Genomic DNA, 12,546 nt, shown 5'->3' with positions numbered 1-12,546 from the left:
CGTGGCGGCCACCGAACGCTCCAAAAGCTCCGTCATCGCGAGCGCCAGCGAAGCGATCCAGGGGCTCCGCGCACCACTCGAAATGGGGTGCGCTTATTGCACGAACGCAACGGTTCGTTCCTCGTCAAGATCGGCATCGAGAGCATTCCGCCGCTGCCCTGATCGTGGCTCTAATGGGCCGCCCGTCTCTCTCCGCGCGTCATTCCGGGGCGGCGCGAAGCGACGAGCCCGGAATCCATAGCCACGACGGGTCATGTGGTGACGACAAGAGCCGCGGCCATCTCACGTCACGATATCTGCCTGTGGCTATGGATTCCGGGCTCGCGCCGCTGCGCGACGCGCCCCGGAATGACGGCGGAGAAAATGACTAACAGCTCCGTCTCGCTTCAATGCAGCAGTCGCGAACAGCAGCGTGGTCGCTCATTCCCCGATCGCAATCGCCACCTTGCCGAAATGCGCGCCGCTCGACATGTAGTGGAACGCCTCGCGCGCGTCGGCGAAGGCAAACACGCGATCGACCACCGGCCTGGCCTGATGCTGCGCCAGCGCGTGCGCGAACGCCTGCAGATCGTCGACCGAGCCGACCGTGACGCCCTGCAGCCGCTGCTGCTGCATCACCATCAACGGCAGGCGCAGCTCGGACGCCGGCGCGCCGGCGAGCACGCCGATGAAGGCGATGGTGCCGCCGATCTTCGTCGCGCGGATCGACTCGTTGAGCGTGCCGACGCCGCCGACCTCGACGACGAGATCGACGCCCTGCCCGGTGATCTCGCGTGCCTTCTTGCCCCAATCCGGAGTGGTCTTGTAGTTCAGCGTGACGTCGGCGCCGAGCGCCCTGAGCCGTTCGATCTTCTCCTCGCTCGACGACGTCGAAATCACCCGCGCGCCGGCCATCTTGGCGATCTGCAGCGCGAAGATCGAGACGCCGCCGGTGCCCTGCGTCAGCACCGTCTGCCCCGGCCTGATGCCGCCGAGCTTCATCACCGCGCTCCAGGCGGTGACGCCCGCGCAAGGCAGGCACGCGGCTTCGATGTCGCTGAGATGGGCCGGCGTCTTCACCAGCGCGTGCGCGGGAAAGATGCGATACTCCGTCAGCGTGCCGTCGACGGCGCCGCCAAGCGCCGCGCGCATCTTGGTCTCGCTTGGCTCGCCGCCGGTCCAGCTCTCGAAGAAGCTGCCGATGACGCGATCGCCCGCCGTGAAGGCCGCGACGCCCTCGCCCGCCGCCTCGACGATTCCGGCGCCGTCCGACAGCGGCACCAGCGGAAATTTCTGCCGCGAGCCGTAGCCGCCGCGCACGGTGAGGAGGTCGCGATAGTTGATGCTCGCAGCCGTCAGCCGCACCAGCACCTCGCCGCGGCCCGGCTGCGGGACCGGCTTGTCCACCAGCGCCAGCGCATCGATCCCGCCCGGCCCCTGCAGCTCCCAGCATTTCATCGCGTCTCTCCCTGCCCGTGTGCGCGCCGTTGCCTCGCGCGTCATGCAGCAATGGTGGAGGGTTTCCGGCGCGCGATCAAGCCGGGCCTCGTTCCGCGCCGCGGACAAACAAGCGCCTCTCGCGCGGATGCTAGGGCGACGGCATGTCGGGCGCCGTCGGCCTGTCGCCATCGACCAGGGGGATGACGACATGGTTGATGACATACTCGGTGCCGAACCAGGTGATGATGATCGTGATCAGCAGCAGCCCGGCCAGCAGCATCATGTCGCGTCGATCCATCTGATACATACGCGACAGCCGAGCGCCCGTTTCGCATGGGACCCATGTCCGGGCGTGACGGATGCGCGGTGCTGTAGCGGCACGAGGAACTCAGCCCTCACGGCCTCGCGCTCTGCGGCATCACACCGCCGGCTCGAAGCGGATGCGGCAGAGCAGGCCCTCCTCGCGGAAATCCTGCTCGATGCTGCCGCCGATCGCCGCAAGGCTCGCGCGGATCATGCGCGTGCCGAACCCCTCGCCCGGCGGCGGCGCGATCGGGTGCGGACACCGCTCGCGCCAGGTCACGGTGCTGCGGCCGCCGTCCTGTGCGAGCTGCACCTCGAGCCGCCCGCCCTCGCCGCGCAGCGCGCCGTATTTGACGGCGTTGGTCGCGAGCTCATGAAGCACCAGCGCGAGGTTGCGCGCCGCCTCGCCGCCCAGCGGGACATCCTGCCCGTCCACCATCACCACACCGGACTCGCGATAGGGCTGCAGCTCGGCCTCGATCAGCATGCGCAGGCTCATGCGGCGGTGATCCGACCAGGCCAGCGTGTTGGCGCGCGCCACCGCGTCGAGCCGCATCGCGATCGCCTCGCCCTTGGCGCGATCCTCCCCCGACAGGCTCGAGCGGACGATGGCCTGGAACACCGCGAGCTGATTGTTGACGCGGTGCCGGAGTTCGCCGAGCAGCAGCTCGCGCGACTGCTCGCTGTGCTTCAGCTCCGCGAGCGCGCGGCGGCACAGATGCGAAAGCCAGATCACCAGCGCCGCCGTGCTCAGAAAGCCGATGAGATTGACGGCCTCGGTATGATCGGGCCGGTCGGTGAATCCGACGAGGACGACTGTCGCGGAGAGCCATGCAGCAAAGACGCCGGCAGGAATTCCGCCAAACAGGGCCGCGAACACCACTGCTGGATAGAACGTCGCGTAAGGCAGTGTGGCGCCGGCGGCATCGAGCGCGATACGCCCGCCGGTCGCCATCGCGACGGCCAGCGTGGTGAGCAGGAACGCGGTCGCCGACCACGGTCTGCTCCGAACGATCCAATCTGAAAAACTCCGACCCGCGCGCACGATTGACCCCGAGCGCAAGGTCTATCGCCGCACGCTGATGGGAACAAGCTGCAGGAACTGCCGGGAGAAGCCAAAATTTTTGGAACCTTTCTCACATCTCTGCGTTTAGGCGCGCCATGGAGTTGGCGATGCGGTGGGAACCAGATGGCCGCGTCACGATCTCAGTCGCGAGCGGAACGCGCTGCTGATGACGCCTGCTACGCGCGCCGCCTGGCCGCCCTCGTGCGCAGGGCGCCACGATTCGAAATGGCGTGGGCGCAGACGGTATCAGAACGCTCCGCACCTGAGAGCTTGTAGCCGGCAGCGCCTGCCGCGCTAATTCTAGCGGCTTGAAGCTGGGCGCCGCAGCGCCGATCATGGCGCGCCATGACGACGAAATCGCGCGAGAGACTTTATGGGGCCGGCATCCGCATCGCGCAGGAGCAGGCCGCGCGTGCGCGCAAGCAGGCGGATCGCCTCGCCTGCGACGCCTGGAACAAGCGCATGCTCGGCTACAAGGGACCGGCGCAACCGTCGCCGCTGCTCGGCGATGCGCTCAATGCCGGCTACTACTATCTCGAAGTGCGCTGCCTGGGCTGCGACACCAACCAGACCGTCGCGCTCGACATCATCAGGCGCGCCAAGACCACGCCGATCCACGAGCTCGAACGCTACATGCGCTGCCAGGATTGCTCGCGGCGAACCGGCCGCCCCTACAAGCGCAGCGCGCTGGTGGCGTTGCGCGAGACCAAGATCTCGGCTGCGCATCCGGCGTCGACATGGTGGCCCGGCGAGCGATAGAGATGCGCATCCGACCGCGCGACGACCGATCGTGCGCGCGCAGAGGTATTCGAATCTGGCGATGAGAAAAATCTGCAGAAGCCCCGGAACAATGCGGAGCCCTCGTCGTTTCGAAATCTTGCCGGCGCGGCAGGGAAGCGAAACATGTCAGAGTTGATCACCCAGCCGGACAAGCTGCGGGCGGATGCGGCCGAATGCGCGCTGATCCGTGATCTCGCCACCGATCGCGACAAGCGCGAGCTGTTCGCGCGTCTTGCCGAACATCTGAGCACGCTGGCGGCCGAGGTCGAGCGCGCCGCGCGTGCGGCCAATCTGGGCGAGCGCTGACCTTTCGAGAGCGCTGCCGGCCGCGCAGACGTCACCGCGCATGCGCGTCGCCCGCCGGCCCTTCTGGACCCATCAGCCACACAATCGCACGAATAGGCTCTGCTATGTCAGATCGCGCGCAGCGTCCGATTCGCTGCGGCGACACGACAACCTCTTTTCCGCGGATGCCATCTTGCGATCTCGTCTCCCCCGCCTCGCCTGCGTCGCGCTGTTGCTCGCGACGGCGTCTCCCGCCTCCGCGCGCGATCTGGTCGGCCGCGTCAGCATCGTCGATGGCGATACGCTGGACATTCATGGCGAACGCATCCGGCTGTGGGGCGTCGATGCGCCCGAAAGCGCGCAGCTCTGCCGCGGGCGCGATCGCAAGGCATATCGTTGTGGCGCGCTGTCCGCCAATACGCTGGACGCCTTCACGCGCGGCAAGACGGTGCGCTGCGCGCCGATCGAAGGCGACCGCTATGGCCGCATCGTCGCGCGCTGCGCCGCCGGGGGCACCGATCTCGGCCAATTCCTGGTGTCGCGCGGGCTCGCCATCGAGGAGCCGCAATATTCTCACGGCGCCTATGCGCCCGACCAGCTCGCCGCGCGCCGCGGCAGCCGCGGCATCTGGTCCGGCCGCTTCATCGCGCCACCACTCTATCGCAGCTGCATGCATGCCGGCGGGACGACTTCAACGTGCTCGGACGATCAGATGCCAAGTCAGATGCCAAGTCCGGTGCCAAGTCAGATGCCAAGGCGCTGACGGCGGCCGCGCGAAGGCGCGGCCGGAATTGCCACGCGCGGGCCCGGCGCGCTACGGTCGCGCACCGCAAGGCCAGGACTGGATGACGATGACCGAGACGAAAACGCGCGTGGCGATCCTGTTCGGAGGGCGCTCGGCCGAGCACGACGTCTCCCGGGCATCGGCCGCCAACATCTTCCGCTCGCTCGATGCGAGCCGCTACGCCGTCACCCTGATCGGCATCACGCCCGATGGTCGCTGGGTGCTCGCCGACGCGGCCAATGATGCCACCTCGACCGCATTGACTGTGCCGGCGGACGCACCTGCCATCGTGCTGCTGCCCGCCGGCCAGGGCCGCGCGCTCGTCGTCGACAGCAGCGCCGCCGCGCCGCGCGAGCTTGCCTTCGATGTGATCTTTCCGGTGCTGCACGGCCCGAACGGCGAGGACGGCACCGTGCAGGGCGCGCTCGAACTGGCCGATGTCGCCTATGTCGGCGGGCGCGTGCTGGGGTCGGCGGTGGCGATGGACAAGGACGTCGCCAAGCGGCTCTTGCGCGACGCCGGCCTGCCGATCGTGCCGTTCGTCACGATGACCGCCGCGGCCCCGGTGAGCTATGACGCCGCCGTTCAGGCCGTGGGCTCGTCCGAGCTGTTCGTCAAGCCGGCCAATCTCGGCTCCTCCGTCGGCATCTCCAAGGCCCACAACGCCGCCGCATTCGACGCCGCCTGCACGCTCGCGCTGCGTTTCGACCGCAAGATTCTGATCGAGCGCTGCATCGCGCCGGTGCGCGAGATCGAATGCGCCGTGCTGGAGCGTGCCGATGGCGAGGTCTCGGCCTCCGAGCTCGGCGAGATCGTGCCGGCGGACAGCCACGGATTCTATTCCTATGAGGCGAAATACACGGACGCCTCGGGCGCCTCGCTGCACGTCCCGGCGCAGGTCGAGCCGGCGCTCGCCGCGCGCCTCCGCCAGATGGCGGTCGAGGTGTTCAACGCGCTCTGCTGCGAGAGCCTGGCGCGCGTCGATTTCTTCGTCCGCGGCGACGAGGTCTACGTCAACGAGGTGAACACCCTGCCCGGCTTCACCAACATCAGCATGTACCCGAAGATGTGGGAAGCCACCGGCCTGCCCCAGCCCGCGCTGATGGACAGCCTGGTCGCGCATGCCCTGGCGCGGCACGCGCGGCTGCGGGAGCTGGCGTCGCAGCGCTGAGCCTACCTGGGCGCAGCGTGTCAGCGCGGTGCGACCTTGACGCCGTCAGCGACGCGGTCACTGGGATAGATGATCACGATATCGCCGACGGCGACGCCCTCGGCCACGGCCGCGAAGCGGCCGGAGCGGCGGATGATCCGCAATTTTCGCAGCTCGGTACGCCCGTCCTTCAGCACGAACACCGACCAGTCGTCGCCGCGCCTGAACAGCGCGCCGGTCGGCACGATGGTCGCATCGTCCTGGGTGAAGACGACGATCTGCGCATCGAGTTGATAGGCGTCGCCGAGCCGCTGCCATTGCTCGGCCGGCGAGACGATGTCGATCAGCACGTTGACGCGCTGCTCCTCGACGCCGAGCGTGGAGATCTTGGTGAAGGCCGCCGGCTCGACGCGGCGAACCCGGCCCGACAGGCGGCCCGCCCCGCCCCAGCGATCGATCGTGACGTCGGCGCCGGGACGGATCTCCACCGCATCGGTGCTGAGCACGTCCACGACCACTTCGAGATCGTGGGGATCGCCGAGCTCGAGCAGCGGCGATCCAGGCTGCACCATGGTCTCGCTTTCCTGGATCAATTTCAACACGAGACCGCCGACCGGCGCCGTCACGTTCCAGCTGCCGGCCGGCACTTCGGCATCGGTGCTGCTGCCGTAGCGCGCCAGCATCGCACGAAGCTGATCGAGCTCGTGCCCGGCGCCATGGTCGACATATTCGGCCGCGCGCAGATCCCGCTCGGCGATCCGCAGCGCGAGCTCGGCGCGCTCCTTGGCTTGCACCGTCGCAGCCCCGCTTGCGGCCAACGCCGTGGTGCGCGCCAGATCGGCGCTCGCCTGCGCGCTCTGCGCCTGCGCCCGCGCCACCACCGCTTTCGCGCGCTCGACGTTCGCTTCGGCCGCGCCGAGCCGCTCCTCCACCTCGCGGCGCGCGCGCGGATCGAGCAGCGGCGCCGGCGCCGGCATGATGGTGGCGACCAATTCGTCGGCCCTAACCTGGTCGCCTGCCTTGAAGCGGATGCGTCCGAGACGGCCGGAGAGCGGCGCGGCCACGACATAGCGCTGGCGCACGCGCGTCTTGCCGTCGTCCTCCACGGTCGCAACGAAGCGTCCTTTCGTCACCGCGGCCGTGTCCACCGGCACGGGGCTCGGCATCACGATCCAGGCGACGACCGCGGCGGCCGCGAGACCCGCTGACACGATGACGAGACGGCGCAACACGGGACGCATGCTCATTCCCTGGTCTTGAGAGCAGCAACCAGATCGAGTCGGTCGACCCGCCTGCGGACGATGATGGCGCTGATCGCGGCGCTGGCCAACACGACCGCGGTCGCGATCAGATAGGTGCGCGGCGCGATCACGCCGGGGATCTGAAAACTCTCGCTGGAATGCAGCCGCGCGATCAGCGCGATGATGCCGCGTGACAGCAACAGGCCCAGCGGAATCCCGACCGCGACCTCGAGCGCGAATTCACTAAACAGGATGCCCGCGACCTCGCCGCGGCTGAAGCCGAGCACGCGCAGGCTGGCGAGCTCCCACGCCCGCTCCTGCAGGCTGATGCGGGCGCTGTTGTAGACCACGCCGACGGTGATGATCGCAGCGAAGCCGGTGAGGATGCCCGCTGTGACGAACACGAGGCCCGCGATCTTGTCGATGAAGGATGAGACAGCATAGGCCTTCATCGAGACGGATTCGATCATCGGCAGGCTCTTGAACCGCGTGCCGAGGGCGGCCAGCGCCGCCGGGTCGACATGCAGGCTGGCGGCCGAGATCACCGTGCCTTCGCCGGTGAAGCGGTTGAGCGTGTCGATGTCCATGTAGGACGCCATCCCGATCGCCTCGTCGACGATGGCGCTGACCGGGACGTCGCGCCGCCGCCGCCGGCCCTCCATCGCCTCGACGGTGACGAGGTCGCCGGCGCCGAGCGCCAGCCGCTCGGCGAGCCGCCGCGTCAAGGTGATGCCGTCGGGCGCCGCCACGATCGGATGGCGCGCGGCATCATGCGGCCGGCGCAATTCGTCCGTCGCCGCGAGGCCGATCACCGAGGTCAAGTAGCTGCGGTGGCCGGCGCGCAACCGCACCGGCACGATACGCTGGCCCTCGGCAAGGAGCACGCCCGGCTGCCGCGCCAGATCGCGCAATACGCCACGATCCACGGGATGCGGAAAGGTGATCGTGGCGTTGCCGCGCTCGACGAGATTGAACTGGAGCTCGATCATCTCGCCGATCGCATCGCGCCAGAAGATCCCGAGCACCATCATCGGTACCGCGAAGGCGATACCGACGACGGTGAACAGCGAGCGGAATGGCCGTCCTGCAACGTTGCGCAGCATCATCATCCGCCGCGCGTGCCGCGCGCCGCCGGGCATCATCAGCTCGATCCAGGAGCGGCGGAAGCCCAGCGGCATCGCCGGCCGCATCGCCTCCGCCGGCGCGAGGCCAACGACGGCCCGCAGCGCCGTGATCACGCCCAGCGAGCCGGCCGCGGCGCTGATCGCGATGCCCGCGAGGATCGCCCAGGGCGCAAGCCGGAACGGCAGTTCCGGCAGGCGGAAGAAGCCGTGATAGCTCGCGATCATCGCCTGTCCGAAGCCAAAGCCGCCGGCGATGCCGAGCAGCGAGCCGATCAGCACGATCACCAGCATCAGCGCGAGATAGTGCAGCGTCAGCGCCGGGGTCGGAAACCCCAGCGCCTTCAGCGCCGCGATCTGCTCGCGCTGCGCCGCGACCAGCCGCCCGAGCGCGCTGTTGAGCAGGAAGGCGGCGACGCCGAAGAAGATGATGGGGATGGTGATCGACATCACCTTCTGCTGGTTGAGCTCATCCTCGAGAAACCGGTTCGACGGCTGGTCGCGCCGCGCGATCGCGCCGATCGAGCCGTACGGCTCGAGCAGCCGGTCGAGTTCCTCGATGACGGATTGCGCATCGGCCCCCGGCGCCAGCGCGACAGCCGCGTCGTTGAACGCGCCCTTCATGTCGAAGGCGGCCTCGGCCGCGCTGCGGTCGACCCACAGGATAGCGTAGAGGCGATCGTCCGGGATCGGCAATCCCGGCCGCACGGCGTAGACATATTCCGAGGACAGCGCGATGCCGGAGACCCGGAACGCCTGCAGCCGGCCGTTGAGCAGCACGCGGATTTCGTCACCCGGCTTCACCCCGTTGGCCTCGGCAAAGGCCTCGTTGACGGCGGCGCTGCGCGCATCACCCGGCGCTGGCGCCGTGCCGCGGCGCAGATGCAGCCGGGCCAGCGGCTCGTCGCCGGCGCGGCTGAGCGAGACGAGGCGCGCCGACACCGGCTGCGACACGGCCGGCGCGTCGACGATGACCTCGCGCACGATGCGCGGCTCGACCGCCATGGTCCCGTCGATGGCGTTGAGCCGCGGGACCAGCGTCAGCGGCGCGCGCTTCAAGGTGACGAAGACCTGCGGAAACCGCGCCTGCGCATAGAACTGCTCGCAGCCGCCGCGCAGCGATTGATAGGTCGAGATCGAGCCGACGAACACGGCGACCCCCGCGGCCACCAGCAGCGCGATCGTGATCACCTGCCCGCGCATGGCGCCGACGTCGCGCCAGAGCTTGCGGTTGAGCAGGCTCACCACGTCACCTCCTCGGCCGAGAGCCGCCGCGGATTGCGCGTCTCGCCGACGATGCGGCCGCCGCCGAGCCGCAGCACGCGATCAGCCATGCCGGCGATCGCCGCATTGTGGGTGATGACGATGGTGGTGGTGCCGAGCCGTTGATTGGCGCGCGCGATCGCGGCCAGCACGACCTTGCCGGTCTCGTAGTCGAGCGCGCCGGTCGGCTCGTCGCACATGAGCACATCGGGCGCCTTGACAATGGCGCGGGCCACCGCGACCCGCTGCTGCTCGCCGCCGGACAGTTGCGAGGGAAAGTGGTCGATCCGATTCTCGAGGCCGACGAGCTTCAACACCTCCAGCGGATCGAGCGGCCTCTCGGCGATCTCGGTGACCAGCTGGACGTTCTCGAGCACCGTCAGGCTCGGGATCAGATTGTAGAACTGGAACACGAAACCGACATGCTCGCGCCGGTAGCGCGTGAGCTCGGCGTCATCGGCGCCAACCAGCTGATGATCGCGCCACTGCGCATCGCCAGACGTCGGACTGTCGAGCCCGCCCAGGATGTTCAGCAAGGTGGACTTGCCGGAGCCGGAGGGGCCGAGCAGCACCACGAACTCGCCCTCGTAAACGTCGAGATCGACGTCACGCAACGCATGCACCTCGACCTCGCCCATGCGATAGGTCTTGGAGAGCTTGCGTGCGCGAAACACCGGCGCGGCGCCCGGTGGCTCCGGAGGCGCGGCAGCATTCGGATCATCGATTGCGGTCGGACTCGTCAAGCTGTGCTTCCGTGGCGGCAAGCGTCCCGCGTCCCAACCATCGGTCAGCAGCCGCCCGTGTCAGTTGATGCAGGTCAAGCGCGCGGCATCACCCGCACCCGGCACGGCATGCGCAGTCAGGGAACTGGCGTCGCAGCGCTGAGCGCCTATATCCGGCCAGCGACGTCGTTGCCCCAGGGTCACGGATGGGCCTGAATAATCTCGATCATGGTGAGGATACCAGTGAACGGACACCGCCTCTCCATCTTTCGGGCGTTGCTGATCGCGCTCTGTCTGGTCGCGGCGGTCGCCGTGCCCGCGCGGAGCGACGACGAAGCCTCACACATCAGGAAAATCGAGAACAGCGAGTTCGACGGCATCGACTTCAAGGGACAAAGCGAATTCGAAATTCACGATCCGGACCTCCTGCCGAAGCAGCTCGTGCGGGCGATCGAGCAGACCTACTGCCGATACAAGGAAAATCTCGAGACGTTGCCCGTCCGCTTCCTATTCGTCGAGAAAAGGCGGTTCGTGCTCGTGCCCTGCTCCGGGATCGCGATCACATGGCACGAGATCTTCGACCTTCAGAACAGCCGGCGCCCCCGCTTGCTACAGCTCGCAAAGATGGCTCCGGAGCGCGGCTTCGTGGCAGCCGACAATGCCGGCTTCGTCACCTGGAACAAGGACGACCAGGTGTTCGAGGCCACCGGAGGAAACGACATGTGTACGGGAGCAGTCCGGCACATCTACAAGATCGCGCCTGATGCCAGGGAGCTGCCGCTGATCAGGGTCGACTACCGCCTCGACAATTGCGGAGACGGAGCTTGGAAGACCTTATGGACCGCGCCGCCCTGGCCGACACGCGAGCAGCTTCAGTGAAGCTGCCGTCGCCGCGCACCCGGCTCGCCATGGCGCCGTCCCCCCAAGGCTGGCCGCCCCGCCTCAGGGGTCCGCGACACCACGGCGATCAGCCGATGCACGCCCGATCCGACACATGCCCGCCATACGCTGCGGCTACCAATCGGACGGACAGCCTAGATGAGGAGCACCATGGCCGACAACGACCTCGACGTTTACCTGACCGCGCGCAACGTGCTGGTCGAACTGCGCCTGAATTTGGCCAAGGCCGTTGCGGCCGGCTACAAGAAGGGCGAAACGGAAACTGCGGTGAAGAGCCTCATCGAGGTCCAGCAGGCCATCGACGTGATCGACCACGCCAGCGAGGAGCTGGAGGAGCTCGACGAAGCCGAGCACGACGAGGACTGACGCGCTGGGCGCGGCCAGGCCTTGCCATGCGACGTCGACCTTCCTCAGGCAGGGTCGCCGCCGGTCTTCATCTGATCGTAGACGGCATCCACCACGAGCTCGGGATGCGTCTCGATCAGCTTAAGCAATATGCGCGCAGGTGCATCGGGTTCATTGCGGTGCTGCTCCCAATTCTGCAGCGTGCGCTCGTCGAGCCCGTACAGCAGAGAGAACTCCGTCTGTGACAACTGCTGCCGCTCGCGTATCTGTTTGACATCGACAGCTCCGATGCGAGCGACGGAGCAGTTCAAGCCAAATGAGGTAAGCCCGCTGATCATCTGCTCGACGTCGTCGACCTTGACCTCGACGGCAACCCGTTCTCCTGACGCAAGCCGGTCGATGGCACCATGGGCGCGCTTCAGACTCAGTCCGTAACGAACTAGCGTTTTCGCCAGTTCGACCGGACGAGACAGATCAGTCGCCTCCAGGAGAATCCGGTGGGCGGGGAAACCGGATGATCCGCGGTCTCCGGCCTTTGAAGAGGCCTGTCGTGCGAGTGCCTCCTTCAATGACAACTTGGTCGGCATCGGCCTCATCCAGCAGTTTGCGACCGATCGCATTCAAGCCGCGACGGCCGAGCGCTCCCGGTGATAATCCGTCGATGTGAGCCCGACGGATATGCAGAACACGTCCCTCCAGCGTGACGCTGCCAAGGATCGACACAGTTCCCACGGACGTGCGAAGCTCGACCAACATGACGTCTTGGTCGGCATTGGTGACTTCCACGATGACGTCTTTGGGATCAAAAATACGCGGATCGCGTAGGGACTTCAAGGAGACTGCGGAGTGACAATGATACCATCCCACGCCGTGGCCAGCACAAGGAAGCCTCAAGCCGTGCTCGCAACGACATAGACCAGCACCGCCGCCCCGAGGCAGCGCCGCCAGGGATTGGCGCCGCGCGCGATCTCGTCGACCGCCCAGACGACCAGACTGGCTTTGACGAGGCACTCCAGATTGGCGCCCATCTGTCCCGGAGGATGCCAGATCCAACCCACCACGCTGCCCCCCAGCACGATCCACAGCGCCGGGTTCGGCATCTGCGCGATCGTGATCTCCCCGGTCGCGCGATTGCGGAAGAACCAGTTCAAAACTCGGGACATCGCA

At 67.5% G+C, this 12,546-nt stretch carries 14 protein-coding genes; 6 read left to right on the top strand and 8 right to left on the bottom strand.

Annotated features, from left to right (window positions below):
• Nucleotides 1–420: 420 nt before the first annotated feature.
• The 3 genes from ACQR0Z_RS24880 to ACQR0Z_RS24870 form a co-directional block, all read right to left on the bottom strand.
• Nucleotides 421–1,437, bottom strand: a complete 1,017-nt coding sequence (locus tag ACQR0Z_RS24880; RefSeq protein ID WP_434920383.1) for a zinc-dependent alcohol dehydrogenase family protein — start codon at nt 1,435–1,437, stop codon at nt 421–423.
• A gap of 130 nt (nt 1,438–1,567) precedes the next feature.
• Complete coding sequence (locus tag ACQR0Z_RS24875; protein ID WP_434858471.1) at nt 1,568–1,702, bottom strand: hypothetical protein; 135 nt, start codon at nt 1,700–1,702, stop codon at nt 1,568–1,570.
• 135 nt (nt 1,703–1,837) lie between these two features.
• Complete coding sequence (locus ACQR0Z_RS24870) at nt 1,838–2,767, bottom strand: sensor histidine kinase (protein WP_434920382.1); 930 nt, start codon at nt 2,765–2,767, stop codon at nt 1,838–1,840.
• A 366-nt stretch (nt 2,768–3,133) separates the two neighbouring features.
• Here ACQR0Z_RS24870 and ACQR0Z_RS24865 point away from each other — a divergent pair, with 366 nt between their 5' ends.
• From ACQR0Z_RS24865 to ACQR0Z_RS24850, 4 genes are all read left to right on the top strand, one after another.
• Nucleotides 3,134–3,547 carry a hypothetical protein gene (locus ACQR0Z_RS24865; protein WP_009028865.1) on the top strand — a complete coding sequence of 138 codons (414 nt, stop codon included), beginning with the start codon at nt 3,134–3,136 and terminating at the stop codon, nt 3,545–3,547.
• Nucleotides 3,548–3,691: 144 nt separating this feature from the next.
• Nucleotides 3,692–3,874, top strand: a complete 183-nt coding sequence (locus ACQR0Z_RS24860) for a hypothetical protein (RefSeq protein ID WP_315719364.1) — start codon at nt 3,692–3,694, stop codon at nt 3,872–3,874.
• 169 nt (nt 3,875–4,043) lie between these two features.
• Nucleotides 4,044–4,616: a thermonuclease family protein gene (locus ACQR0Z_RS24855; RefSeq protein WP_434920539.1), complete on the top strand. Its 573-nt coding sequence runs from the start codon at nt 4,044–4,046 to the stop codon at nt 4,614–4,616.
• An 88-nt stretch (nt 4,617–4,704) separates the two neighbouring features.
• Nucleotides 4,705–5,808 carry a D-alanine--D-alanine ligase family protein gene (locus ACQR0Z_RS24850; protein ID WP_434920381.1) on the top strand — a complete coding sequence of 368 codons (1,104 nt, stop codon included), beginning with the start codon at nt 4,705–4,707 and terminating at the stop codon, nt 5,806–5,808.
• A 20-nt stretch (nt 5,809–5,828) separates the two neighbouring features.
• On the opposite strand, the gene ACQR0Z_RS24845 is transcribed toward ACQR0Z_RS24850, so the two are convergent.
• From ACQR0Z_RS24845 to ACQR0Z_RS24835, 3 genes are read right to left on the bottom strand one after another with little or no spacing between them, the layout of a single operon-like run.
• Complete coding sequence (locus ACQR0Z_RS24845) at nt 5,829–7,028, bottom strand: efflux RND transporter periplasmic adaptor subunit (RefSeq protein WP_434858779.1); 1,200 nt, start codon at nt 7,026–7,028, stop codon at nt 5,829–5,831.
• A 2-nt stretch (nt 7,029–7,030) separates the two neighbouring features.
• Nucleotides 7,031–9,397: an ABC transporter permease gene (locus ACQR0Z_RS24840; protein WP_434920380.1), complete on the bottom strand. Its 2,367-nt coding sequence runs from the start codon at nt 9,395–9,397 to the stop codon at nt 7,031–7,033.
• The gene (locus ACQR0Z_RS24835) at nt 9,391–10,050 is read right to left on the bottom strand and encodes an ABC transporter ATP-binding protein (RefSeq protein ID WP_434920538.1); all 660 of its coding nucleotides are present in this window, start codon (nt 10,048–10,050) and stop codon (nt 9,391–9,393) included. The genes ACQR0Z_RS24840 and ACQR0Z_RS24835 overlap by 7 nt, the downstream gene beginning before the upstream one ends.
• Before the next feature lie 327 nt (nt 10,051–10,377).
• Here ACQR0Z_RS24835 and ACQR0Z_RS24830 point away from each other — a divergent pair, with 327 nt between their 5' ends.
• Both ACQR0Z_RS24830 and ACQR0Z_RS24825 read left to right on the top strand, forming a co-directional pair.
• Entirely contained in the window at nt 10,378–11,013 is a 636-nt protein-coding gene (locus tag ACQR0Z_RS24830) for a hypothetical protein (protein ID WP_434875432.1), read from the top strand.
• 171 nt (nt 11,014–11,184) lie between these two features.
• Complete coding sequence (locus ACQR0Z_RS24825) at nt 11,185–11,400, top strand: hypothetical protein (RefSeq protein WP_434858465.1); 216 nt, start codon at nt 11,185–11,187, stop codon at nt 11,398–11,400.
• A 44-nt stretch (nt 11,401–11,444) separates the two neighbouring features.
• Here ACQR0Z_RS24825 and ACQR0Z_RS24820 read toward each other — a convergent pair whose 3' ends face one another.
• Both ACQR0Z_RS24820 and ACQR0Z_RS24815 read right to left on the bottom strand, forming a co-directional pair.
• On the bottom strand, nt 11,445–11,966 hold the full coding sequence (locus tag ACQR0Z_RS24820; RefSeq protein ID WP_434875431.1) for a helix-turn-helix domain-containing protein: 522 nt from the start codon (nt 11,964–11,966) through the stop codon (nt 11,445–11,447).
• 303 nt (nt 11,967–12,269) lie between these two features.
• Nucleotides 12,270–12,542 carry a hypothetical protein gene (locus ACQR0Z_RS24815; protein WP_434920379.1) on the bottom strand — a complete coding sequence of 91 codons (273 nt, stop codon included), beginning with the start codon at nt 12,540–12,542 and terminating at the stop codon, nt 12,270–12,272.
• Between the last annotated feature and the right edge of the window lie 4 nt (nt 12,543–12,546).

It is taken from the genome of Bradyrhizobium sp. HKCCYLS3077 (genome assembly GCF_051167555.1).
Classification (GTDB): domain Bacteria; phylum Pseudomonadota; class Alphaproteobacteria; order Rhizobiales; family Xanthobacteraceae; genus Bradyrhizobium.
This window is presented reverse-complemented; position numbering and strand designations above follow the sequence as displayed.

Coding starts and splice junctions, on each gene's coding strand:
- ACQR0Z_RS24880 (WP_434920383.1), bottom strand. CDS start 1,437: ATGAAATGCTGGGAGCTGCAGGGGCCGGGCGGGATCGATGCGCTGGCG.
- ACQR0Z_RS24875 (WP_434858471.1), bottom strand. CDS start 1,702: ATGATGCTGCTGGCCGGGCTGCTGCTGATCACGATCATCATCACCTGG.
- ACQR0Z_RS24865 (WP_009028865.1), top strand. CDS start 3,134: ATGACGACGAAATCGCGCGAGAGACTTTATGGGGCCGGCATCCGCATC.
- ACQR0Z_RS24860 (WP_315719364.1), top strand. CDS start 3,692: ATGTCAGAGTTGATCACCCAGCCGGACAAGCTGCGGGCGGATGCGGCC.
- ACQR0Z_RS24850 (WP_434920381.1), top strand. CDS start 4,705: ATGACCGAGACGAAAACGCGCGTGGCGATCCTGTTCGGAGGGCGCTCG.
- ACQR0Z_RS24845 (WP_434858779.1), bottom strand. CDS start 7,028: ATGCGTCCCGTGTTGCGCCGTCTCGTCATCGTGTCAGCGGGTCTCGCG.
- ACQR0Z_RS24835 (WP_434920538.1), bottom strand. CDS start 10,050: ATGGGCGAGGTCGAGGTGCATGCGTTGCGTGACGTCGATCTCGACGTT.
- ACQR0Z_RS24825 (WP_434858465.1), top strand. CDS start 11,185: ATGGCCGACAACGACCTCGACGTTTACCTGACCGCGCGCAACGTGCTG.
- ACQR0Z_RS24820 (WP_434875431.1), bottom strand. CDS start 11,966: ATGCCGACCAAGTTGTCATTGAAGGAGGCACTCGCACGACAGGCCTCT.
- ACQR0Z_RS24815 (WP_434920379.1), bottom strand. CDS start 12,542: ATGTCCCGAGTTTTGAACTGGTTCTTCCGCAATCGCGCGACCGGGGAG.